General features: G+C 63.6%; 19 protein-coding genes and 2 tRNA genes. 14 read left to right on the forward strand and 7 right to left on the reverse strand.

Annotated features, from left to right (window positions below):
* Window positions 1-4: 4 nt before the first annotated feature.
* The 7 genes from gyrA to GN300_RS10970 all read left to right on the forward strand — a co-directional run bounded on the left by gyrA (window position 5) and on the right by GN300_RS10970 (window position 8,871).
* Window positions 5-2,536: a DNA gyrase subunit A gene (gyrA, locus tag GN300_RS10940; protein WP_047272672.1), complete on the forward strand. Its 2,532-nt coding sequence runs from the start codon at window positions 5-7 to the stop codon at window positions 2,534-2,536.
* Window positions 2,536-3,945, forward strand: coding sequence for a DUF3566 domain-containing protein (locus GN300_RS10945; protein ID WP_063315339.1), 1,410 nt, complete (start codon window positions 2,536-2,538; stop codon window positions 3,943-3,945). The genes gyrA and GN300_RS10945 overlap by 1 nt, the downstream gene beginning before the upstream one ends.
* A gap of 75 nt (window positions 3,946-4,020) precedes the next feature.
* Window positions 4,021-4,094: transfer RNA gene (locus GN300_RS10950), tRNA-Ile, on the forward strand.
* Between the two features lie 176 nt (window positions 4,095-4,270).
* Window positions 4,271-4,343, forward strand: a tRNA-Ala gene (locus GN300_RS10955).
* A gap of 286 nt (window positions 4,344-4,629) precedes the next feature.
* Window positions 4,630-5,739: a hypothetical protein gene (locus tag GN300_RS10960; protein WP_030536714.1), complete on the forward strand. Its 1,110-nt coding sequence runs from the start codon at window positions 4,630-4,632 to the stop codon at window positions 5,737-5,739.
* Between the two features lie 62 nt (window positions 5,740-5,801).
* Window positions 5,802-7,466 (forward strand): alpha/beta-hydrolase family protein, encoded by a 1,665-nt coding sequence (locus GN300_RS10965; protein ID WP_063315338.1) that lies wholly within the window; start codon window positions 5,802-5,804, stop codon window positions 7,464-7,466.
* Between the two features lie 127 nt (window positions 7,467-7,593).
* Entirely contained in the window at window positions 7,594-8,871 is a 1,278-nt protein-coding gene (locus GN300_RS10970; RefSeq protein ID WP_063315337.1) for a lipase family protein, read from the forward strand.
* A 57-nt stretch (window positions 8,872-8,928) separates the two neighbouring features.
* Here GN300_RS10970 and GN300_RS10975 read toward each other — a convergent pair whose 3' ends face one another.
* A complete protein-coding gene (locus tag GN300_RS10975; RefSeq protein WP_042453366.1) occupies window positions 8,929-9,381 on the reverse strand; it encodes a hypothetical protein in 453 nt (150 codons plus the stop codon).
* 90 nt (window positions 9,382-9,471) lie between these two features.
* Here GN300_RS10975 and GN300_RS10980 point away from each other — a divergent pair, with 90 nt between their 5' ends.
* Both GN300_RS10980 and GN300_RS10985 read left to right on the forward strand, forming a co-directional pair.
* Complete coding sequence (locus GN300_RS10980) at window positions 9,472-9,999, forward strand: peptidylprolyl isomerase (RefSeq protein WP_007729190.1); 528 nt, start codon at window positions 9,472-9,474, stop codon at window positions 9,997-9,999.
* A 17-nt stretch (window positions 10,000-10,016) separates the two neighbouring features.
* A complete protein-coding gene (locus tag GN300_RS10985) occupies window positions 10,017-10,961 on the forward strand; it encodes a rhomboid family intramembrane serine protease (RefSeq protein ID WP_063315336.1) in 945 nt (314 codons plus the stop codon).
* A gap of 31 nt (window positions 10,962-10,992) precedes the next feature.
* On the opposite strand, the gene GN300_RS10990 is transcribed toward GN300_RS10985, so the two are convergent.
* Window positions 10,993-11,520: a lipoprotein LpqH gene (locus GN300_RS10990; RefSeq protein ID WP_063315335.1), complete on the reverse strand. Its 528-nt coding sequence runs from the start codon at window positions 11,518-11,520 to the stop codon at window positions 10,993-10,995.
* Between the two features lie 304 nt (window positions 11,521-11,824).
* Here GN300_RS10990 and GN300_RS10995 point away from each other — a divergent pair, with 304 nt between their 5' ends.
* Window positions 11,825-13,168 (forward strand): MFS transporter, encoded by a 1,344-nt coding sequence (locus GN300_RS10995; RefSeq protein ID WP_063315334.1) that lies wholly within the window; start codon window positions 11,825-11,827, stop codon window positions 13,166-13,168.
* On the opposite strand, the gene GN300_RS11000 is transcribed toward GN300_RS10995, so the two are convergent.
* Complete coding sequence (locus GN300_RS11000) at window positions 13,159-15,024, reverse strand: GAF domain-containing protein (RefSeq protein WP_063315333.1); 1,866 nt, start codon at window positions 15,022-15,024, stop codon at window positions 13,159-13,161. The two genes, GN300_RS10995 and GN300_RS11000, sit on opposite strands and share 10 nt — an antisense overlap.
* A 139-nt stretch (window positions 15,025-15,163) precedes the next feature.
* On the opposite strand from GN300_RS11000, the gene GN300_RS11005 reads away from it, so the two are divergent.
* On the forward strand, window positions 15,164-16,531 hold the full coding sequence (locus tag GN300_RS11005) for an FAD-binding oxidoreductase (RefSeq protein ID WP_024487653.1): 1,368 nt from the start codon (window positions 15,164-15,166) through the stop codon (window positions 16,529-16,531).
* Between the two features lie 106 nt (window positions 16,532-16,637).
* The gene (locus GN300_RS11010) at window positions 16,638-17,486 is read left to right on the forward strand and encodes a TauD/TfdA family dioxygenase (RefSeq protein ID WP_063315332.1); all 849 of its coding nucleotides are present in this window, start codon (window positions 16,638-16,640) and stop codon (window positions 17,484-17,486) included.
* A gap of 11 nt (window positions 17,487-17,497) precedes the next feature.
* Here GN300_RS11010 and GN300_RS11015 read toward each other — a convergent pair whose 3' ends face one another.
* Both GN300_RS11015 and crgA read right to left on the reverse strand, forming a co-directional pair.
* Window positions 17,498-17,989, reverse strand: a complete 492-nt coding sequence (locus GN300_RS11015) for a PH domain-containing protein (protein ID WP_063315331.1) — start codon at window positions 17,987-17,989, stop codon at window positions 17,498-17,500.
* Between the two features lie 107 nt (window positions 17,990-18,096).
* Window positions 18,097-18,360: a cell division protein CrgA gene (gene crgA, locus GN300_RS11020; RefSeq protein ID WP_003942576.1), complete on the reverse strand. Its 264-nt coding sequence runs from the start codon at window positions 18,358-18,360 to the stop codon at window positions 18,097-18,099.
* Window positions 18,361-18,462: 102 nt separating this feature from the next.
* Between crgA and GN300_RS11025 the strand changes: the two genes are divergently transcribed.
* Both GN300_RS11025 and GN300_RS11030 read left to right on the forward strand, forming a co-directional pair.
* Window positions 18,463-19,176, forward strand: coding sequence for a DUF881 domain-containing protein (locus GN300_RS11025; protein WP_003942461.1), 714 nt, complete (start codon window positions 18,463-18,465; stop codon window positions 19,174-19,176).
* 22 nt (window positions 19,177-19,198) lie between these two features.
* Window positions 19,199-19,864 (forward strand): aminodeoxychorismate/anthranilate synthase component II, encoded by a 666-nt coding sequence (locus GN300_RS11030; RefSeq protein ID WP_003942537.1) that lies wholly within the window; start codon window positions 19,199-19,201, stop codon window positions 19,862-19,864.
* Window positions 19,865-19,921: 57 nt separating this feature from the next.
* Here GN300_RS11030 and pknB read toward each other — a convergent pair whose 3' ends face one another.
* Both pknB and GN300_RS11040 read right to left on the reverse strand, forming a co-directional pair.
* Window positions 19,922-21,847: a Stk1 family PASTA domain-containing Ser/Thr kinase gene (pknB, locus tag GN300_RS11035; RefSeq protein ID WP_007729221.1), complete on the reverse strand. Its 1,926-nt coding sequence runs from the start codon at window positions 21,845-21,847 to the stop codon at window positions 19,922-19,924.
* Entirely contained in the window at window positions 21,844-23,202 is a 1,359-nt protein-coding gene (locus GN300_RS11040; protein WP_063315330.1) for a protein kinase, read from the reverse strand. Before GN300_RS11040 ends, pknB begins: the two co-directional genes overlap by 4 nt.
* Window positions 23,203-23,205: the final 3 nt, after the last annotated feature.

A 23,205-nucleotide genomic window follows, 5' to 3' on the forward strand; every position in this document is an offset into this window, starting at 1 on the left:
GCTCATGACCGACACCACGTTGCCACCGGACGGTCCGCAACACGACCGGATCGAACCGGTCGACATCCAGCAGGAAATGCAGAACAGCTACATCGACTACGCCATGAGCGTCATCGTCGGTCGCGCTCTGCCGGATGTCCGCGACGGACTCAAGCCGGTGCACCGCCGCGTGCTCTACGCGATGTACGACAACGGATATCGCCCCGACCGCGGATACGTGAAGTCTGCCCGACCGGTCGCCGAGACCATGGGTAACTACCACCCCCACGGCGACTCCTCGATCTACGACACGTTGGTCCGTATGGCCCAGCCGTGGTCGCTGCGTTACCCGCTCGTCGACGGTCAGGGAAACTTCGGATCCCGCGGCAACGACGGCGCAGCCGCCATGCGTTACACCGAGTGCAGGCTCACGCCGCTCGCGATGGAAATGCTGCGCGAAATCGACCACGAGACAGTCGATTTCACCCCGAACTACGACGGCAAGACGCAGGAACCGACGGTTCTGCCCAGCCGTATCCCGAACCTTCTGATCAACGGTTCCAACGGCATCGCCGTCGGTATGGCCACCAACATTCCGCCGCACAACCTGCGTGAAGTTGCCGAGGCCATCTACTGGGCGCTCGACAACTTCGAAGCGGACGAGGAAGCCACCCTCGCGGCCGTCATGGAGCGCATCAAGGGACCCGACTTCCCCACGCACGGGCTCATCGTCGGTGGACAGGGCATCCAGGACGCCTACACCACCGGCCGTGGCTCCGTTCGTATGCGCGGCGTCGTCGAGATCGAAGAAGATGCCAAGGGCCGCACCACGATCGTCATCACCGAGCTGCCCTACCAGGTCAACCCGGACAACCTGATCACCTCCATCGCGGAGCAGGTTCGTGACGCCAAGATCGGTGGCATCTCCGACATCCACGACGAGTCCTCGGACCGCGTCGGCATGCGCATCGTCGTCACCGTCAAGCGTGACGCCGTTGCCAAGGTCGTGCTGAACAACCTTTACAAGCACACCCAGCTGCAGACCAGCTTCGGCTGCAACATGCTCTCCATCGTCGACGGAGTGCCGCGCACGCTGCGCCTCGACCAGATGATCCGTCTGTACACGGCGCATCAGCTCGAGGTCATCGTCCGTCGTACCAGGTACCTGCTTCGCAAGGCACAGGAGCGCGCCCACATCCTGCGCGGTCTGGTCAAGGCCCTCGACGCTCTGGACGAGGTCATCGCCTTGATCCGTGCGTCGCAGACCGTCGACATCGCTCGCGCCGGATTGATGGAACTCCTCGACGTCGACGAGATCCAGGCCGACGCCATCCTCGGCATGCAGCTGCGTCGTCTGGCCGCCCTCGAGCGTCAGAAGATCGTCGACGAGTTGGCAGAGATCGAACTCGAAATCGCGGACCTCGAAGACATTCTGGCTCGCCCGGAGCGTCAGCGCGCGATCGTTCGTGACGAGCTCAAGGAAATCGTCGACAAGTACGGCGACGACCGTCGTACCCGCATCATCGCCGCCGACGGAGACGTCAACGACGAGGATCTGATCGCCCGCGAAGACGTCGTCGTCACGATCACCGAGACCGGTTACGCCAAGCGCACCAAGACCGACCTGTACCGCTCGCAGAAGCGCGGCGGCAAGGGTGTTCAGGGTGCCGGCCTCAAGCAGGACGACATCGTCTCGCACTTCTTCGTCACGTCGACGCACGACTGGCTGCTGTTCTTCACCACGAAGGGCCGCGTCTACCGCGCCAAGGCTTACGAACTGCCCGAGGCGAGCCGTACAGCTCGCGGTCAGCACGTTGCCAACCTGCTGGCATTCCAGCCGGACGAACGCATCCAGTCCGTCATCCAGATCAAGACGTACGAAGACGCGCCTTACCTGGTGCTCGCCACTCGCAACGGTTTGGTCAAGAAGTCCAAGCTCACCGACTTCGATTCCAACCGCAGCGGTGGCATCGTCGCCATCAACCTGCGCGGTGAAGACGAACTGGTCGGCGCTGTCCTCTGCTCCGCCGAAGACGACCTCCTTCTCGTCTCGGCACAGGGCCAGTCGATCCGCTTCTCGGCCACCGACGAGGCACTGCGTCCGATGGGCCGCGCCACTTCCGGTGTCCAGGGCATGCGTTTCAACGGTGACGACGAGCTGCTCTCGCTCAACGTCGTTCGTGAAGGAACGTTCCTCCTGGTCGCCACGTCGGGCGGTTACTCCAAGCGAACCGGCATGGAGGACTACCCGGTGCAGGGTCGCGGCGGCAAGGGCGTGCTCACGATTCAGTACGACAAGAAACGTGGCACTCTGGTCGGTGCGCTCATCGTCGACGACGACGACGAGCTGTACGCGATCACCTCGGGCGGCGGCGTCATCAGGACGGCTGCCAAGCAGGTTCGTAAGGCGGGACGCCAGACCAAGGGCGTGCGTCTGATGAACCTCGGCGAAGGCGACACACTGCTCGCGATTGCGCGCAACGCCGACGAGCCCGAAGAGCTCGCTGCAGAGACCACCGACAACGCAGACAATGCCGATGGAGCTAAGGAGTCCTAGTGAGCACTCCCAACCAGCCGGGCAGTGACCAGAAGAGCGAAAGCACTTCAGGTTCGACGCCACCGAAGCCGGAGCAGGCAACTGCTCCGGCGGGGCCGCAGACCTCGAAACCTGCAGCTCCAGCGGACGGCGGACCCAAAGCTTCCGAGGCAGCTCCGGCGCCCAAGGCACCGGAGCCGCCTCGCGGCCCGTCGGCTCAGAAGCCGGCGGGTGGGGCTTCCGACGTCGCGGGTGCGGCCAAGGGTCAAGCTCCTTCCGCTCCTTCTGTGGCTCCGGCTGCGCCGGTAACTCCGGCAAAGGGTGACGGTCAGGCTCCGCCGCAACCGGTGGCCAATCAGGCTCGTGGCAGCCAGGCGCCGCCGTGGCAACGCGGACCCCAGCCGTCGGGTCAGCCGCAGGGGCAGCCAGCTCAGAACCCCGCTGCTCAGAACCCCGCTGCTCAGAACCCGGCGTCCAAGGCCCCGGCGTCGAAGGCTCAGCCACCGCAGAATCAGGCTCCGCAAAGTCAGCCGCAGACCAACATCACGCGCCCAGCCGGCGCTGGTGCTCCTGCGGGTCGACCGGCAGCTCCTGCCGGGGGTAAGCCGCCTGCGGGTCCGCAGCGTCCTGCAGCGGCAGGCCCGGCGCAGGGTGGTCCGGCGCAGGGTGGTCCGGCCAAAAACCCCGCGCAGGGTGGTGCGCCGAAGGGACAGCCACAGGCGGGTCGCCCCGCTGCCGGTGCACAGACGGGTCGTCCTGCCGGCAACCCGTCGGCACGTCCCGTCGTGACAGGAACGGCGGCTGCCGCAGCTACCGGTGGCGTCGCCGGCGCGGCAGCAGCCAAGGCTGTTGCACCCTCGGGCGCAAATCCCAAGGCTGCAAACGCCACGGTCGCCAATCCCACGGTCGCTAATCCGAAAGCAAAAGCCGCCGCGATCGACGGGCCGACTCGGCACATCGATCGCAAGGATCTTCCGAAGGACATGCCTGACCTCTCCGAGGCCAAGCATCCGTTGCCTGCTGCGGTGAAGGGTGAGAAAACTCACGCCGTATCGGCTTCGGTCGTGGACGGTGCGCCACTACGCGCAACGGTCCAGATCCGTCGTATCGACCCGTGGTCCACGCTCAAGATCACATCCGTGATCTCGGTGTCGCTGTTCTTCGTGTGGATGGTGGCCGTCGGACTGCTCTACGTCGTTCTCGACGGCATGGGCGTCTGGGATCGCCTGAACAACGCGTTCACCGACATCGTTGCCGACGGCGGCTCCGACGGTCTGGTGACGGCCGGCCAGGTGTTCGGCTACGCCGCACTGATCGGTATCGCGAACATGGTGCTTTTCACGGCACTCGTCACGATCGGATCGTTCATCTACAACCTCTGCAGCGACCTGGTTGGCGGCGTCGAGGTAACTCTCGCCGACCGCGACTGACCTGCGAAAACATTGCTCCGCCGGGCCCGTTTTGGTGTCAGCGGCCCGGTGGGGTAATCTTTGGAATCGGTTCAGGGGCCTATAGCTCAGGTGGTTAGAGCGCTTTACTGATAATGAAGAGGTCGGAGGTTCAAGTCCTCCTAGGCCCACTCCCATGTGCCGAAGAAGGGTTGCTGGAATGAAGGTTTTCCTGCTTGTCGGGGCCGGAATTCTGGTAGCTCTCGGGGTCACCAAGCTGATCAAAAGTCAGCGCGGAGACAAGGTTTGGCACGATTTGGAAACAGGATAGAACCTAGGTACTCTGACTCCGGTCAGAAAACCGAACGGGGCCTTAGCTCAGTTGGTAGAGCGCTGCCTTTGCAAGGCAGATGTCAGGAGTTCGAATCTCCTAGGCTCCACAGTAAGAAAACACCCTCCCGGGATCCGGGAGGGTGTTTTTGTATGCCGATGTACCCGATCTCTGCTCGCCCCGGCCGGTGCCCGACTTGCCCGACTTGTGTGCCCCCTGTTTTTGAGCGAACGGCACTTTCGGCGCACTGGAGGCGATGAACATGCCGTTCGCTCGGAGTGGGGTGGCCAGAACCGCGCCCACTATGGACCGTTCGTCCCGAATTCTCCGGAAAGTCTAGTGGTCATAACCAGCCGGGCGTAGCGTGAGGAGAATCCAATTTCAGGAGGTTCGTAGTGCTTCACAACGACATTCCCAGCCACGGTGAAATTGCCGCACTCGCGGAGGTGGAGGGGCCCACCTGCATCACCATCGTTACTCCGACTGAAGATGCGCCGCAGGATTACGACAAAGCGCGCATAGCCTTCAAGGACCAGGTCCGCTCGGCACTCGCATCGGTGGAGGATCCGGCCGAGCGCAAGCAGTTCGAGGCCGAATACGCAGAGCTCGACGACGACGACGATTTCTGGCGCTTCCAGTCGCGCTCATTGGTCACGTACGCGACGCCGGAGCGTCTGGTGACCTTCCGCCTCCCCAACCGTCTGCAGGCGCTCGAAACGGTCAGCGATCGGTTTCATCTCAAGCCGCTGCTCCGTTCGGTGACGTTCCCCCAGACGGCGTTTGTTCTCGCTCTGGCAGAGGGTTCGGTGCGACTGATCGAGATCGCCGCCGATCAACCGGCCGACGAGGTTCGTGTTCAGGGAATGCCGAAGAATGCTGCGGATCACGCGGGCAAGTCGTCGATCAACAGCCGAACTGAAGCGGGTCGGTTGTCGGGGTCGGACAGCCGAAAGTTGCGCGTCAATCAGTACGCCCGCGCAGTCGATCACGAGGTCCGCGGTGTGCTCGCCGGCCGTGACGTCCCCTTGATTCTGGCCGCTGCGGAACCCATCGCGTCGGTGTATCGCTCCGTGAATTCGTACCGCCACCTGGTCGACAAAACCGTCGAGGGAAACCCGGAAGCCTTGTCGACGCAGGAAGTGGCGGACGGTTCGCGTCCGGCGCTCGACGACTTCCATGCCGAGCAGCTGGCGGCGGTGCGGGACACCTTCAATGTGCGCACGGAACAAGGTCGCACTCAAACCGACGTCGCCGACGTGGCAACAGCCGCGACGTACGGACAGGTCGACACCGTTTTCATCGACATCGATTCCGTCGTACCCGGAAGTCTCGATCCCCAGACGGGCGCTCTCACGACCGGTGAGTCGACCAACGGAAGCACCTACGGGGTCGTCGACGAGATCGCTCGTCGTGCGCTCCTGACGGGTGCACGGGTGCTCGCTGTTCGCGCGGAGGACATTCCGGGCGGCGGCGCAGTTGCCGCGATTTTGCGCTTCGCCCCGTAAACAGACTGGACGCGTGTGCGCTTCGTGACCTGATTCGGGCACGGGGCGCATACGATTCCGGCATGAAACGTGTGTGGGAACGGCTGCGCCTCTACTGCAAGACGCTGCACCCGGTCGGGCTTGCCTTTGCTCTGGTCTTCTTCACCTGGTCGATGAGTCCGTCCCTGTTGCCGCGCGCGTGGTACCTGCAGGGCGTTGCGACGGGCATCTCGCTCGCGATGGGATACGGCGTCGGCGTGACGGTCGCCTGGATGATCCGCAAGTGCGGCGTCGAACCGCAGTGGTCGGATCGCACCAAGAAGATCGGCTGGCGAATCCTGTTGGTCGCGGCCGTCATTCTGGTGCCGACGTTCTTGGTCCTCGGTTCGTGGTGGCAGCAAATCGTTCGCGATCTCGTGGAAGCTCCACGCGCCAATCAGGCGAATTATCTTCTGGTGCTGATGATTTCGCTCGGAATCTGGTTCATCCTGCTCGAGGCAGGCCGTGGTCTTCGTTTCACCACCAACAAGCTCACCGCCGTCGCACTTCGGTTCGTTCCCCTCGAGGCGGCGAAGGTCGGCAGCTTGATCGTCATCTTCGCCCTCGGCATCTTCATCGTGAACGGTGCGCTGTACAACGGGCTGATCGCATTCGCGAACTGGAGTTTCTCCGGTGCGGATCACGAAACACCGGACGGCATCGAACAGCCCATGATTGCAGAGCGGAGCGGTTCGCCGATGTCCGCCGAGGCTTGGGATTCTCTCGGTCAGGAGGGGCGCACCTTCATGGGTAGCGGTCCCACTGCAGCCGAGATCTCTGCATTGACCGGACGTGAAGCGAAGCAACCGATCCGGGTGTATGCCGGACGTGAATCCTCGGACTCGATCAACGGTGTCGCACAGCGGGTCGTCGACGAGTTGGAGCGCACCGGCGGATTCGACCGCGGAACCCTCGCAGTTGTCACGACCACCGGCCGCGGTTGGGTGAACGAGGACGTCGCGTCGGCGTTCGAGTACGTCGAGGGCGGGGACACGGCGATCGCGTCGATGCAGTACTCGTTCCTTCCGAGTCCGTTGGCCTTCATCGCAGACCGCGAGACGCCGATGATCGCCGGGCGGGCACTCTTCAACGCGGTCTACGCCAAGTGGATCGACCTGCCCGTGGAGACGCGTCCCGAACTGGTTGTCTTCGGTGAGAGCCTCGGCTCCTACGGTGGCCAGGCCGCATTCGCCGGCGCCCAGGACATGATGACGCGCGTCGACGGCGCACTGTGGGTCGGAACCCCCAACTTCACTGCTCAGTGGCAGGAAATCACGGACAGTCGTGACTCGGGCTCACCGGAGATTCTGCCGGTGATCGACGGTGGCCAGGCAATTCGGTTTGCCGGTGATCCGGAAGATCTGGAGCTGAAGTCGGACTGGGACGACGATCGCATCGTGTACTGGCAGCACGCCAGCGACCCGATCACGTGGTGGTCCTTCGACCTGCTGCTCAACAAGCCGGATTGGCTCAAAGAACCGCTGGGTCGCGACGTGGATCCGGGAATGACATGGGTTCCTCTCGTGACCTTCTGGCAGGTAACCCTCGACATGGTCTTCTCGGCTGACGTCCCGTCCGGGCACGGTCACAATTACGGCGAGGATGCAGCGGACATGTGGGCCAAGATCCTGCACCCCGAGGCCTGGACCTCGGCTGATACCGACAAGCTTCGTGCGCTGCTGACCACCAATCTGGAGCCCACGAAGTAGTCGTAAACGGTTGTATTTCAGCCTGTTAAGGCGAAAACCTCACGAAAAAGTGTTACGTGAGGTATGTGTTACTCTGCGTTCGCTGTGTGCCAAGCCACAGCGCAGGCGAACGTGGGGAGATCGAAACGTGAAGAGCAGAGCATGGTGGGCGGCCGGGGTCTCCGTCGCGGCACTGGTCATGGGTGCTGTGACGGCCCCTGCCGCAACGGCGGAGCCGGCAGATTTTTACACGCCGCCGGTCGAGCTTCCGGCAGGTGCCAACGGAGATCTCATCAAGAGTGAGCCGTCACCACTGCTGCTGAGCGTGCCCGGATCGAACGGTGCGTGGCCGGCAACCGCCACCAAGATCATGTACCGAAGCGAGGACGCCAAGGGCGCCCCCGTTGCCGTGACGGGCACCTATCTCGAACCGTCGAACCCGTGGACCGGGCAGGGGGCGCGTCCACTGGTTGCCGCAGCGGTAGGAACGCATGGGCAGGGCGATCAATGCGCACCATCCAAGCTGTTCAACACCGGTATCGAGTACCAGTTCCCGACGGACGTCATGGTCGGCTACGAGTCCATCTGGGTGAACACGTTGCTGCTCAACGGCATTGCCGTCGTCGTCACCGATTACGAGGGCCTCGGAACTCCGGGCGATCACACCTACGTCAACCGTGAAGCCGAAGCACACGCGGTTCTGGACTCGGTGCGAGCCGCTCAGCAACTCCCGAACACGAGCATTCCCGCCGACGGCCCCATCGGACTGTGGGGTTACTCGCAAGGTGGTGGAGCTGCCGCTGCCGCAACGGAATTGAAGCCGTCGTATGCTCCCGAGCTTGATCTCAAGGGCACGTACGCAGGTGCACCGCCCGCCGATCTGGCGGCGACGCTGCAGCAGGTCGACGGCACGTTCCTCACCGGAGTGATCGGATACGCGCTCAACGGGATCCTTGCCCAGTACCCCGAGGTTCAGCCGCTGCTCGACGCCGAGATCAACGATCGCGGCCGACAGATGTTGGCCGCCACCAAGAACCAGTGCGTCGCCGAAAGTGGATTGCAGTTCGGCTTCCAGCAGTCGTCGAGCTTCACCAATTCCGGTGAATCACTCTCCGCGGTTCTGGCGCGTCTACCCATGGCGCAGGCAATCCTCGACGAGCAGAAGATCGGCAAGCTGACGCCGGAGTCGCCCGTGCTCATTCAGCATGGCCGCTCCGATGACATCGTTCCGTTCGGCCAGGGACAGCAACTGGCGCGAGACTGGTGCGGCAAGGGTGCAACGGTGCAGTTCTCCGTCAACGAACTGCCCCCGATCATTCCGGGACTGGCAATCAATCACGCGACGCCGTACCTGGTGGGTACCCCCGAATCCATCGGATACATGATCGATCGCTTCAACAACGTCCCGGCACCGTCCAACTGCTGAACGTGAACATCGAAAAGCCCCGGAACACAATCTGTTCCGGGGCTTTTCGTATCTCGACTAAGCGGTCTTCTCGGCCGAGTTCTCCTCGAGGCGAGGGGGTGCGGAAGCGACCGGCGGATGCTCGCGTCGGCGGCTCTTGAAGAACACCGCGCCACCGATCACCGCAACACCGGCGATGACGAACACCGTGACGCGCTTGCGGCCGCGAGGCTTCTCGGTGCGTTCCGCGGACTTCGTGGGGATAGCCTTTGCGCGCTCGACGCCCTTCTTGGCGAGGACTTTGCCCTGACGGCCCAGGAACAACCCGACCTGCCCAGCGCCGCGAGCGACCGACGTGGCGACCACCGCAGCGATGCGGCGAGCGTTGTCGGCTGCCTCGGACTCTTTGATGCGAGCCGCTGTCTCTTCGAGGTAGGCGGCAGTCTCGTCGAAGGTGTCCTCGACGCGGGCGCGCGCGTGATCGAAGGTGTCGGGCAACTGCGTGCTGAGGGACTCGGTCACTCGTGTCATGACTTCACTGTGCCATAACAGTGGGGCGAGGACAGGGAGACTTTTGCGGGGCGACATCCGCGAGAACGCCGGCAATGGCACGATGGTGGTGTGACTTCAACTCATCAGACCGCAACCGCAACGCTGCACACGAACCGCGGCGACATCAAGATCGCTCTGTTCGGCAACCATGCGCCGAAGACCGTCGAGAACTTCGTCGGCCTCGCCGACGGCTCGAAGGAGTACACCACCGCAAACGCCGCCGGCACCAAGACCGGCCCGTTCTACGACGGTGCCATCTTCCACCGCGTCATCGACGGCTTCATGATCCAGGGTGGCGACCCCACCGGAACCGGCACCGGCGGCCCGGGCTACAAGTTCGGTGACGAGTTCCATCCGGAACTGCAGTTCGACCGCTCCTACCTGCTGGCCATGGCCAACGCAGGCCCGGGAACCAACGGCTCGCAGTTCTTCATCACCACCGGCCCGACGCCGCACCTGAACCGTCGCCACACCATCTTCGGTGAGGTTCTCGACGACGATTCCAAGAAGGTTGTCGACGCTATCTCCTCCACCGCCGTCGATCGTGGCGATCGTCCGGTCGAGCCCGTCGTGATCAACAGCATCACCATCTCCTGAACAGGTAAAACAAGCAGATGACGAACCCCGGTTGGGGCGGCGGTGCGAGTGAGGGCATCCCGCCCCAACCGCGGTGCGTCCGCCATCCAGATCGACCCACCGCACTTTCCTGCAATCGTTGTGGACGTCCGGCGTGCCCGGACTGCCTCCGCGAGGCGGCGGTGGGATACCAATGTGTTGACTGTGTAGCTGCCGGCCAACGCGATGTCCGCCCCGTTCGGGGCGTCGCCGGAAACACCGTGAGCCCCGCCCGTGCGATCCCGATCGTGACGTACACCTTAATGGGGCTCAACGTCCTGGCGTTCCTCGCCACCTTCGCGCAGTCGCGAAGCATCATGAACAATCAGGTCGGCTCGTCGATCTTCGCGAACTGGGCACTCAATCCGGGGCTGGTCGCCAGCGGTGACTGGTTCCGGCTCATCGGCTCCGGGTTCCTGCACTTCGGAATCCTGCACCTCGCGGTCAATATGTACGCCCTCTACATCCTGGGCCGCGACACCGAAATCGTGGTGGGCCGCTCGAGGTACATCGGCATCTACCTGGTTTCGCTTCTCGGCGGTTCCGCCTCGGTGATGGCATTCCAGCCGGTGTTCTCTTCGCTCACGGCCCTGTCCTGGACTGCTGGGGCGTCGGGTGCGATCTTCGGCATCATGGGCGCACAGGCAGTTCTTCTCCTGCGTTTGCGTCGAAGCCCGGTCCCGATCATCTCGGTGATCGCGATCAATGTGATCATCAGCATTTCGCTGCCCGGGATCTCGTTCTGGGGTCACGCGGGAGGTCTGGTGGCAGGTGCCGCAACGGCCGCTGCATTCCTGTACGCCCCGCAGTGGTTGGGCGCCGGTGAGAACCGCGTGAAGGCGGTGCGGATCGGCTGGATCGCTTTTGGTGCCGTCACCGTGGTGACAATCGGAGTCATCGTGCTCCGCGTCGTCCAACTGCGCGAACAGCTGGGAATCAGCTAGCAAGAATCCTAGGGCCCAGCCGTTCTATGGCTCAGCCGCCGATGATGGACTCGCAGGCGAACGTGATCTCGAAGCTCGACGTCTCCGTCGGGTTGCCCTTGTCCCGGGCGCCGATTCCCTCGCCCGTCACCACGAAGGTATTGCCGTTCTGCTTGGCACTGGCAGATCCGCCGGGCAGTCCCGGTGCGTATCCGGCGGTGTACGGCAGACCGTTCGATCCACCCTCGCTTCCGGCGATTCCAGCAGTCTGAACCGTGCCGGATTCATCGACGATGGCCGAGACGGTCAACATGCCGTAGGTGGGATTTTCCGCGTCGAGCAGTGTCATAACTGTCGTGCCGCCGTCCTTTGCGCACTTCGTCTCGAATTTGGCGTCGAGCGTCTTCCTGCCGACGGTGGCCGAGGATGTAGCGGACGAGGCGCCGGCAGCGCTCTTGTCGGAGTCGGTCTTGTCGGAGTCGCTGCCGCAGGCGGAGGCGAATAGAGCGACCGCCGCGAGGGTGGCAGCGACTGCGGTGGAGGACCGGCGGGTCATCGTGGTCCGAACCAACTTCGTCATGTTCTGTCCTTCAAGTCACGCGGTGCGTCCGCACTTGCTCTGGCTGTTTCGCCGACAACACTAGCCAGTGACTTGGTGCTGGTAGCTCTAAACCCCCAGCTCAGACGGGTTTGTCGCCTTCGACTGTTCAGGGACGTTCGTCTGGCGGCCCGGGATCATCTGCCGGATCTTTGGGAGCAATCGCACATGCAGAGACGGCTTCTGTAGAGATTGTCCACATAGGTTGGGCTCGGTCGTGCTTCTACTGTGGCTTGAGTCACTTCGTAGATAGCAACGCTGACCTTTTCCGAGGAGTACCCCTGCCATGACCTCCACCGATAGCACCACCACTGACGGTGGGGTTGCGCCGAGCGAGATCGAATCTCGCGTGGTGAAGAAGGTAGCGCGACGACTGATCCCCTTTTTGATCCTGCTCTATTTCGTGAACTATCTGGATCGTACGAACATCGCCTTCGCGAAGCTCACCATGAGCGCCGACCTCGGGATGACCGAGACGATGTTCGGCCTTGCGTCCGGTCTCTTCTTTGTCGGCTACCTGCTGTTCGAGGTGCCGAGCAACCTGGCCCTGCACCGCTTCGGCGCCCGGCTGTGGATCGCGCGGATCATGCTCACCTGGGGCATCCTTGCCGCTGCGCTGGCATTCGTGCCTAACGTGGGCAGCCTCTATTTCCTCCGCATTCTGCTGGGCATCGCCGAGGCCGGCTTCTTCCCCGGAGTTCTTCTCTACCTGACCTTCTGGTTCCCGAAGAAGTACCGCGTACGCCTGATGGGCTTGTTCCTGCTGACACTTCCGCTCTCGTCGGCGCTCGGTGCCCCGCTCTCGGCCGCCATCATCCAGTACGGCGACGGACTGTTCGGCCTCGCCGGATGGCGCGTGATGTACCTGATCGAGGGTCTGCCCGCCGTGATCTTGGCGTTTGTCGTCTGGTTCTACCTCACCGATCGTCCCGCCGACGCAAAGTGGTTGACCCTCGAGGAGCGCACCTGGCTGATGAAGTCGATGGCCGACGAGGAGAAAGAACTCGGCGACGCCGGTCACCAGTCGGCCGGTAAGACCCTGCGTGATCCCCGCGTCATCGGTTTCGGTCTGGTCTACTTCGGAATCACCTACGGGCTTTACGCTTTGAGCTTCTTCCTGCCCAGCATCGTCGCGGGATTCAAGCAGACGTTCGACACCGATTTCTCGCTCGTCGAGACAGGCCTGATCGTGGCCGTCCCCTACGCGATCGGCGCTGTCGCGATGGTGCTGTGGAGCCGCCATTCCGACAAGACCGGTGAACGAATGTGGCACGTTGCAGCCCCGACGCTCCTGGGCGCGGTATCCATTCCGATTGCGCTGTACCTGGATTCACCGTTTACCGTCATGATTGCGGTCTCGCTCACTGCTGTCGGCGTCCTCTGTGCGCTCCCCGTCTTCTGGTACCTGCCCACCACGTTCCTGACGGGTGCCAGCGCGGCCGCGGGTATCGCCATGATCAACTCGATCGGCAATGCGTCGGGCTTCGGTGCTCCGTACATCACCGGCTGGCTCACCGATGTGACCGGAAATGCCAAGGCAGGCCTGTGGGTGGTGGGCGCCGTGATGCTCTGTGCCGCAATTCTTGTGGTGGCGCTGGCCAAGCGATCGAGCAAGACCGCTCAGATCTGACCGAGTTTCCCCGCACTGGCACGAAGCCGGATCAGGAGCGCAAGATCGAGCGCCTGGTCCGGCTGACGCCACTGTGTACCGATCAATCGGTCGATCGATTCGAGGCGTTGGTACAGAGTGTTGGCGTGAATCGCGAGCGCGGTGGCGGTCGCAGAATGTTTGCAATTGTGCGACAGGTACGACGCGAGGGTGTCCAGAAGTGGAACGCCGCGTCGTTGCTCCTCCTCGAGGAGAGGGCCGAGGGACCGCTGCGTCAGCGATTCGAGTTCTTCGCGGCCGGTGCGGCTGAGGAGAATTCGGTAGATACCGAGTGAACTTGCCGGCTCCACGTGGGAGGCCCGCCCGAGAGTCTCGAGGACGTCGACGGTGTGCTGTGCCTCGACATAGGCTCGCGCCAGAGCTTCCGCTCCCACCGCGGGATCGGCGATTCCGACGGTCGGGTTCTCCGCCGGCTGAACCCACGCCTTCGCAACTGCTGCCGGTGACATTCCGGGAATCAGTGCGATGACCCGTGAACCATGTTCGGCAACAACGGTTCCCGAGGGGAATGCAATTTCCTCGATACTGCGCCGCGCACGGTCGACGGCGTCGGCCGGGCGGGCCACCACGACGGTGTATGAGCGGTCGGGGTTGAGTCCAGCCAGGCGGAACTGACCGGTGACTTCGGCCGGCGTCGGCGCTGGCCTGGTGATCAGATCGACCAGAAATGCGTCGCGTGCTCGACGGGTGGCTTCCCTGGCCGCCCGTTCGCCGACCAGTGCCAGCGCAATGGCGGGAGCAGACCTTTCGAGTGCCAATCTCATGGCGGCGGTGGGTTCATGACGCGAGAGTAGGAACAGAACTCCGAGTTGGTCACCGGCACTGCGCACTTCGGTGGCGAACAGGAACTGCTCACCGACGATGAGCGTCACTTCCTGCTCGCGTCGGTCAGCGGCAAAGATGTCGAAGACCCGATGCACGCTCTCGCTGACCCGTTGCAGTCCCGGTGGGATCTCGGATGTTCCGGTCACGAAGAACACGGGCGAGCCCGTCGACGCCGAGGTTTCCTCCACGAGTTCACGGACTCCACCGCCGCGCAGGACAACTTGTGTGAGCGAACGATCCCAGGTCAGCGTCTGTTCGAGAAGTGCTGTGCGCTTGGCAAGTTCGGTGTTCGCTGCATTCACTTCTGCAACCGTCGCGCGATAGCGTTCGAGAGAGCGGGCATTCTCGATGGCTACCGAGGCATGAGCTGCGAGGGCGGACAGCAACGCAACTTCCTCGTTGCCGAATCGACGCTCCTGACGCTTGCACGCGCAGAGGGCACCCAGGATCTTGCCGTTCAAAGTCAGCGGAACGGCCAACAGGCCGCGCATGTTCTCGGCCCGTGCTGCGTCGTCGGCCGGTCCGATATGTGCAAACGAGGGATCGTTTCGGTAGTCGGGAGACCAAGCAGGAGAAGAGTTCTCGACCACGCGACCGATCAGACCTTCGCGGAAGGGAACCGTGAGGCCGAGCAATTGGGAGGTGTACGCACCGCTCGTGACTTCGATGATCAAGATGTCGTCGTGAATGAGAGCAAGGTACGAAAGGTCGACGCCGAGTAGTCGTTTGGCCTGATCCACGATCTCCTGCAGGAGGGCGTGGTGATCGTGCATCGTGGTCAGCAGCGACGCGATGTCGTTGAGTGCCCCGAGTTCGGTGGCGCGCTGTCGGCGCTGAGCCAGGAGACTTCGTAGTTGAAGCGCCGATCGGGCTTCTCGCTCGATCTCGGCGGCGACCTCGGGGCCTGACCCAGCGGCCAACTGATCGCGGTGTTCGATCAGTTCCTCGGTGGATGCCTCGGCCAGGAGAAGCTGTAGCCAGTTCTCGTGCATCCGCGCTCCCTTGTCAGACCAACTCGTCAGACCAACTCGTCAGACCAATGATGAGTATGGAGAGAATGTCCATACAGTTTCCGGTTTCTCGGAGTAAATCTACATGGGGCGGTGTAGCCGCCGTCACTATCGTGGAGACATGACACTCCTCGAGGCGCTCGGCTCGCAGATCGATGCGGATCGACTGATCACCGACCCCGACATCATGGCGAGCTACATCCACGACGACGCCGAGTGGGCTCCCTACGAGATGCCGGTCGCAGTGGTCCGCCCGCGCACAGCCGAGCAGGTACAGACAGTTGTGCAGGCGTGCATCGCCCACGGTGCGCCCGTCGTCACGCGCGGAGCCGGAACCGGTCTGTCGGGCGGAGCCAACGCAGTCGCCGGCGGCGTCGTGATCGCATTCGACGCGATGAACGCCATCAAGGAGATCAACACCCTCGAGCGTTTGGCCGTGGTCGAACCCGGAGTGGTCAACGATCACCTCCGCGACGCGTGCGCCGAGCACGGCCTCTGGTATCCGCCCGATCCGGCGAGCGCGCCCTGGTCGACGATCGGCGGCAACGTCGCGACCAATGCCGGCGGCCTGTGTTGCGTCAAGTACGGCGTCACCAAGGACTACGTGCTGGGCATGCAGGTGGTCACCGGAACCGGTGAGCTGGTTCGGCTCGGGCGTCGAACTGCCAAGGGAGTGGCTGGGTTTGATCTCTCGGCACTCATGGTCGGCTCCGAAGGCACTCTCGGGGTGATCACCGAGGTGACCGTCAAGCTTCGTCCTCAGCGCGATCCCGAACGCACCATCGTCGGATACTTCGACTCCATCGTCGCTGCGGGCAAGGCCGTCGAAGCCGTCGCCGCAGACGGTCTCACGCCGTCGGCCCTCGAGCTGATCGATCGGCAGTGCCTGCTTGCCGTCGATGCCTGGAAGAACATGGGCCTCTCGGCCGACGCCGAGGTTGTCCTGCTCGGCCGCATCGACACACCGGGCGAGATCGGCGACGCCGAAGCCGAGCGAATGTTGGCCTGCTTCAACCGCTCCGGGGCTACCTGGAGCGCCAGATCCACCGATCAGGAGGAAGCCGACGCCTTGTTCTCCGCCCGGCGTCTGGCGTACCCCGCCCTCGAGCGGCTCGGCCCGGTGCTCACCGAGGACATTTGCGTCCCAAAGGCGGCGGTTCCGGAGATGTTGGCGCGCATCGAGGCCATCTCGGCCCGGCACGACACGCACATCGCGAACATCGCGCACGCGGGTGACGGCAACCTGCATCCGCTGCTGATCACGCCACACGACGACGAAGCGGCGCGGAGGCGCGCTCAGGCCGCTTTTGCCGAGATCATCGACAATGCCCTCGAGTTGGGCGGAACCGTCACCGGTGAACACGGCGTCGGCCTACTGAAGATGGGCGGCTTGGCGCAAGAACTGTCACCGGCCGTCGTCGCGATGCATCACGCGATCAAGGGTGCACTCGACCCCCACGGAATCATGAACCCGGGCAAAGTGATCTGAAAGGCTGGCTCCGTAACCGAATCGGTTTCCGGAGTTACGCCGTCGAAATGACGAGTTCCTACGCTCGAGTTGAACCGTTTGGCCAACTCGACGTATGGAGTGATGAATGTTCTCTTCCGATTTGACGCTGGCAAGTGTTGTTCCGCGGCGCGTGGAGACGGTCGAGGCCGTCCGGGCGGCAATCGCTCTCGACGGGGCCGCGGTCTTCGGTGGCCTGCACACCGAGGACGATGCCATTGCCTTCGCGTCGAAGTTGCTCGGTGAGAAGTGCATTCGCGTCGGCCGCCAGTTCGAGGCGAGTGCCAAGAGTCAGGATGCCGAAGCAGCTGTCGTCGACACCCAACCGGTGGACGAACGCGGCAGGAAGCGCTCGTTCGGCATCTCCGGCGAGCGGATGACCGCCCACAACGACGGTTTTGCGTTCGGTGATTACGCGCCCGACTATCTGTTTCTGTGGTGCAAGCGTCCGGCGTATCCGAGTGGCGGTGACTCGTTTCTCATCGATGCGCTCAAACTGACGCGGTTGCTCGCCTTCGATCCCGCAACAGCGGAGCTGGCCGAATTCTGTTGGAGCACAGACATCGACCATTCGGAACCGAACTTCCCGCAGAACACATTCGCGCCGATCGCCCGGACGGTGTCGAGTGGACGCAACCAGGTTCGGTATCACCCATATCTCGCGCCGATCGCCGGCGAATTGGAAGAAGCGCAGTGGCCGCTGGTGAAGCAGTGGAGTGAGGCCGTGATCCACGTGCGAGACAGCGGGCCGATGTTCCGTGCCGAAGCCGGCGAGATGATCTGCATCGACAACTACCGGGTGCTTCACGGCCGCGACGGGTACACCGACCCCGGCCGTGAGCTGTACTCGATCTGGGGATGGTCGAGCGACGCCGTCGCGGTGCCGCAGCAGGCTCTCGACATCGTGCAACCGGACCTCGCGGCACTGGCCATGTAGGTAGCCCGCGCTTACTTCTCGGGCGGCACTAAACCGTGAACGGCGAGCACGTCCAGGACGTCCTCAGGCGACGTGCCGAGATCCCAGCGTCCGAAGATCAACAGCTTCTCCGTGTCGGTGGGACGGTCGACGATGTCGATCTCGAGCATCGGGACGCGTCGACCCAGACGCGGGTAGCGGACGAGACGCACGCGGTCGATCTGTTCGCGGGTGAACTCGTGGCGGGCGCGCAGTCGCTGCACCGCGATCGACTTGGTTCCCGCGTCCTCGATCACAGCCAGGCGGGGACGCTGACGCAGGGCGAGTCCGCCCATCACGAACAGCCCGATCACCGCGAGGGCGAGCAGGAAGCGTCCGGCAGGCTCCGTGGGCGCGATTATCGAGGCGATCGCGAGGGCAATTCCGCCGCCGAACATCGCGTAGACAACACCCATCGGAGTGGCCCACGAGACGACTTCCGTGGCGTTGTCACGAGGCTGTGGATGAAATTCATCCTCGAGCATGTGGATAACTTCCTAGGTTGTCCACAGGAGTTATCCACAATGGGGATGAATGACACCCATGTAATTGAATGACGGTCACGATCCGGGTCGAATCAGATACTCGCTGGTCAGCGCCATCTCATGGTCATGACAAGGCCGACAACCATGAAACCGAAGCCGACGAGGAAGTTATAGTTTCCCAAGTCGTTCATCCACGTGATCGAATCCGCGGCCAAGTAGTACACAATCAACCACGCCAGGCCGACGAGCATGAATCCGAGCATTACGGAGACGTACAACGTGCTCGACGGACCCATCTTCACCTTCACCGGAGTGCGGTTTGCCGGGTTGACTGTGTAGTCGTTCTTCTTACGGACCTTCGACTTGGGCATGACGTCCTCGCTCTACGGTGTGACCTGCATGTGTTACCTACACGCTAACGTAGCTGTGTCCAGTTGGTCACCGGCCGACCTGCACAATCCGGGAGGAGCCACGTGTCTTCGGGTGAATCTTCACGAACCGTCTGGCACATCGGTGTACTTGCCGTCTGCCTGGTAGCCGGTCTGATGGTCGCCACGGCGCAACGATCCGCCGAGGAAAACCAGCTGCAGGTCACCGAAAGCACCAGGCTCTCCGATCTGGTCCGCAGCGCCCAGGCCAATGCCGAAAAAGTTTCGGCCGACCGGGACGAACTTGCCGCTCAGCTCGATTCGCTGCAGCAAGACGCGGCTCGGTCCGACGCCGGAGTGGCCGCCGCGCTCGGTGACATCAAGAACATCTCCGCCGACGCGGGACTGACGGAGATGACCGGCCCCGGCGTCGTGGTCACGATGACGGACGCCCCACGCAACGCCGACGGCAAGTACCCGGTCGACGCCACCCCGGACGACCTCGTCGTGCATCAGCAGGACGTCCAGAGCGTCCTGAACGCACTGTGGGCCGGCGGGGCCGAAGCGGTGGGCATGCAGGACCAACGGATCATCAGTACGTCGGCGCCGCGGTGCATCGGAAACACTCTTCTTCTTCACGGACGTACCTACAGCCCGCCCTACGTGATGAGCGCCATCGGTGACGTTGCGCGCCTCGAGGCGGCCCTCGCCGCCGAACCGGGCATTCGGATCTACAAGCAGTACGCGACCCGCTTCGGCCTCGGGTACACGCAGGCAACGCCGTCGCAGATCACGGTCCCCGCCTATACCGGCGGATAGCACAGGCGTTTACCCTGCTCTCATGAGGATTCTCGTCGTCGACAACTACGACAGCTTTGTGTTCAACCTGGTGCAGTACCTCGGCCAGCTCGGAACCGAAGCCGTGGTCTGGCGCAACGACGATCCACAACTGACGGCAGACCTCGAAGGTGCAGTAGCGCAGTTCGACGGCATTCTCCTGAGCCCTGGCCCCGGAACTCCGCAGCGCGCGGGAGCGACGATGGATCTGGTGAAGGTCTGCGCCGACACCAAGACCCCGCTGCTCGGCGTCTGCCTCGGACATCAGGCGATCGGTGCGGCTTTCGGCGGAACCGTCGACCGCGCGCCCGAACTGCTTCACGGCAAGACGAGTCTGGTTCACCACAAGGACGTCGGCGTCCTGGCCGGGCTGCCCGATCCGTTCACCGCTACCCGCTACCACTCGCTGACGGTTCTCGAGGACACCATTCCCGAGGAACTCGAGGTGACCGCCCACACCGAGAGCGGCGTCGTGATGGCGATGCGCCACCGCGAACTGCCGATTCACGGCGTCCAGTTCCACCCCGAGTCCGTACTCACCCAGGGTGGACACCGGATGCTCGCGAACTGGCTCGCAGTCTGCGGTGAGGCGCCGCCGGAAGGGCTCGTCGCAGCCCTCGAGGCCGAGGTCGCGTCGGCGCTCGGCGGCGCATTGCCCGCAATTCTCTGACACCTGTCCACAAAAAAGTGCCTCCCGGGAATCTCCGGGAGGCACTTTTTCACTTTGCTAGCGGCCGGGGATTCCGAGCGCTCCGACGCTGACGGTGATGACCGCGTCCTTGGAGATCTCCGAGCCCGGAGGCTGGGTCTGCGAGACGATCTTGCCCACCATTTCCGGGGTGAGCGTCGTGCTCTGGTTCTGAACCAGCTGCGAAGCGGTTCCCGCCCAACCGGCTGCGCGAAGCGTGCTCAACGCCTCCGACACCGTCTTGTTGGTCAGATCAGGCATCGCGACCTGGTTGCCGTTGGATACTCGCAGCGTCACGGTCGAACCCTTGGTGGCCGACGTGCCGCCGGTCGGGTCGGTCGAAACGACCTGTCCCTTCGGCAGACCCGAATCGATCTCCGTGATCTGGACGACGAACCCGGCACCTTCGATGTTGGGCCTCGCCACCTCTTCACGCTGACCGGTGACGTCCGGGACACGAACCTGCTCCGGTCCGGTGCCGACGGTGATCGAGACCGCGGAATCGAGAACAACCGACACTCCGACGGCAGGATCCTGATTGACGATCTTGTCGACCTCGGCGACGGTCGATGCCGCCTTGCCGATGGTCGGATCAAGTCGGAGTCCGACGGAGTTGAGCTTCTTCTCCGCGTCGTCCTGGCTCAGCCCGGTCAGGCGTGGGATCGCGACCTGCTCGGGGCCGGTGGACACGTCGATGGTGACGGTGCTGCCCTTCTCGATGCGCACCCCGGCAACCGGACGCGTCGTGATGACGTTTCCGGCGGCGATCACCTTGTCCGTCTTCTGCTGACGCTCCACCTGGAATCCGGCGTTGGTCAGCGTCGCCTCGGCGACGTCGGCGGGCTGGTTGGTCAGGTCACCCGGAACGGTCACCATCTCGACCTTCGGCGAGTTCACCCGAATGAGGAAGAACGTCACCAGACCGATCACCAGAAGCGCCGCGATGCCCATCAGGGCGTAGCGTCCGCCCTTCTTCTTGGCAGGCGGCTCGGCGGCGCGAGTTGTCCTCGCAGCAACCGGCTCGACCGGATCGGGAGCAGTGCGGTAGTTCCCGGTGTCGGAGCCGACGGCGCCGAGGATGGTGGTGCGGTCCTCGTCGTTCATCACCATCGGCGCACTCGGACGCTGACCGCCCAGAACGCGTACCAAGTCGCTGCGCATGTCGCCGGCGCTCTGGTAGCGGTTGGCCGGGTTCTTGCTCATTGCCTTGAGAATGATCGAATCCAGCTCGCGCGGAATGTCGGGATTGATCTCCGACGGCGTCTGCGGATCTTCACGAACATGCTGGTACGCCACGGCGACCGGTGAATCACCCTTGAAGGGCGGCTCGCCCGTCAGAATCTCGAACAGCACACAACCGAGCGAGTACACGTCCGAACGCGCGTCCACCTGCTCACCTCGCGCCTGCTCCGGCGAGAGGTACTGAGCGGTGCCGATCACGGCGGCCGTCTGCGTCATCGGGCTCGACGCGTCGGAAATGGCACGGGCGATACCGAAGTCCATCACCTTCACGGCGCCGGCACGGTTGATCATGATGTTGGCGGGCTTGACGTCGCGGTGCACGATGCCGTTGCGGTGGCTGAAGTCCAAAGCGGCACAGACGTCCGCGATCACTTCCATCGCCTTGCGCGGAGCCATCGGCCCGGTGCTGCGCACGATGTCACGCAACGTGTCGCCGTCGACGTACTCCATGACGATGTACGGCAGCGGCCCGGCGTCGGTCTCGGCTTCACCGGTGTCGTAGACGGCCACGATCGCCGGATGGTTCAGCGCAGCAGCGTTCTGCGCCTCACGACGGAACCGCAAGTAGAACGTGGGATCGCGCGCGAGGTCTGCACGCAGCACCTTGATCGCGACGTCGCGGCTGAGTCGGAGGTCGCGCGCCAGGTGAACCTCGGACATTCCGCCGAAGCCGAGAATCTCACCCAGCTCGTAGCGGGAGGAGAGATTGCGGGGTGTCGTCATTGGTCTTGTCCTAGCGGTTCTTCAGCGTCTCCGGGATCCGCCAACGGCTCAGTGGTCGTTGTGGTCGTCGTTGTCGTCGTGGTGGTGGTTGTGGTCGTCGGAGTTGTTGTTGTCGTGGTCGGCGTTGTCGTGGTGGTTGTCGGCTCGGTCGTGGTTGTCGTCGGCCGAGTCGTCGTTGTTGTCGGCTCGGTGGTCGTCGTTGTCGGCCGAGTCGTCGTCGTGGTGGGCTTGGTCGTCGTCGTGGTCGGCAATGTCGTGGACGTGACGACGGGCGGCGTCGGGTCGCTCGGACCGTCGGTTGCGATCCAGACTCCGCCGATGATCAACGCCAACAAGATCAATCCGCCGCCGGCCCACGCCACGGCCTTCTGCCCACTGGTCAGTCCGCCGGCTGCCGCGTCGTCCGCAGCAGCGGCGCCCGTCACCGGACCCGCGTACGTCGGCGGCATGACCTGCGTGGCACCCGTTGCCGGCAACGCGCTCGCGGCACCGGTGGCGAGCAGACCGGGCGGCGGTGGACGCCTTCCTGCCCGAACGGCTGCAACGGCGTCGGCGAACTCGCCGCCACTGGCGTAGCGGCCGGCCGGATCCTTGGTCAACGTGATGTCGATGAGCTCGCGGATGTTCGGCGGCAGGTCGGCCGGCATCGGAGCCGGGGTTTCCTGCACGTGCTTCATCGCGACGGTCAGCGCGCCGTCACCGGTGAACGGGCGTCGACCCGAAAGTGCTTCGTATCCGACGATTCCCAGCGAGTACACGTCACTCGCCGCGGTCGCGTCCTGACCGAGAGCCTGCTCGGGCGCGATGTACTGGGCGGTGCCCATCACCATTCCCGTGCGCGTGACAGGAGAGTTCTCGACGGCCTTGGCGATGCCGAAGTCCGTGATCTTCACCTGGCCAGTAGGCGTGATGAGGATATTGCCCGGCTTCACGTCGCGGTGCACGACACCGGCGTCGTGTGCGACCTGCAGGGCGCGGCCGGTCTGCTCGAGCATGTCGAGGGCATGCGGAACCGCCAGGCGGCCGACGCGTGCCAGGACAGCGTTGAGCGGTTCACCGTTGACGAGTTCCATCACCAGGTACGCCGTGGAATCACCCGAGCTGTCGCGGGTCTCGCCGTAGTCGTAGATTCCGGCGATACCGGGATGGTTGAGCTGTGCGGTGGTGCGGGCCTCGAAGCGGAAGCGCTCCAAGAACTCCGGATCGGAAGAGAACTCGGACTTGAGTACCTTGACGGCGACGCGACGGTTGAGCCGGGAGTCGGTGGCTTCCCACACCTGACCCATCCCACCGGTGGCGATGAGACGGATCAATCGGTAACGATCGGCGATCAAAGCGCCGTTGTTCAACGCCACGGT

The organism is Rhodococcus sp. Ni2 (assembly GCF_021352185.1).
GTDB classification, from domain to species: domain Bacteria; phylum Actinomycetota; class Actinomycetes; order Mycobacteriales; family Mycobacteriaceae; genus Rhodococcus_F; species Rhodococcus_F qingshengii.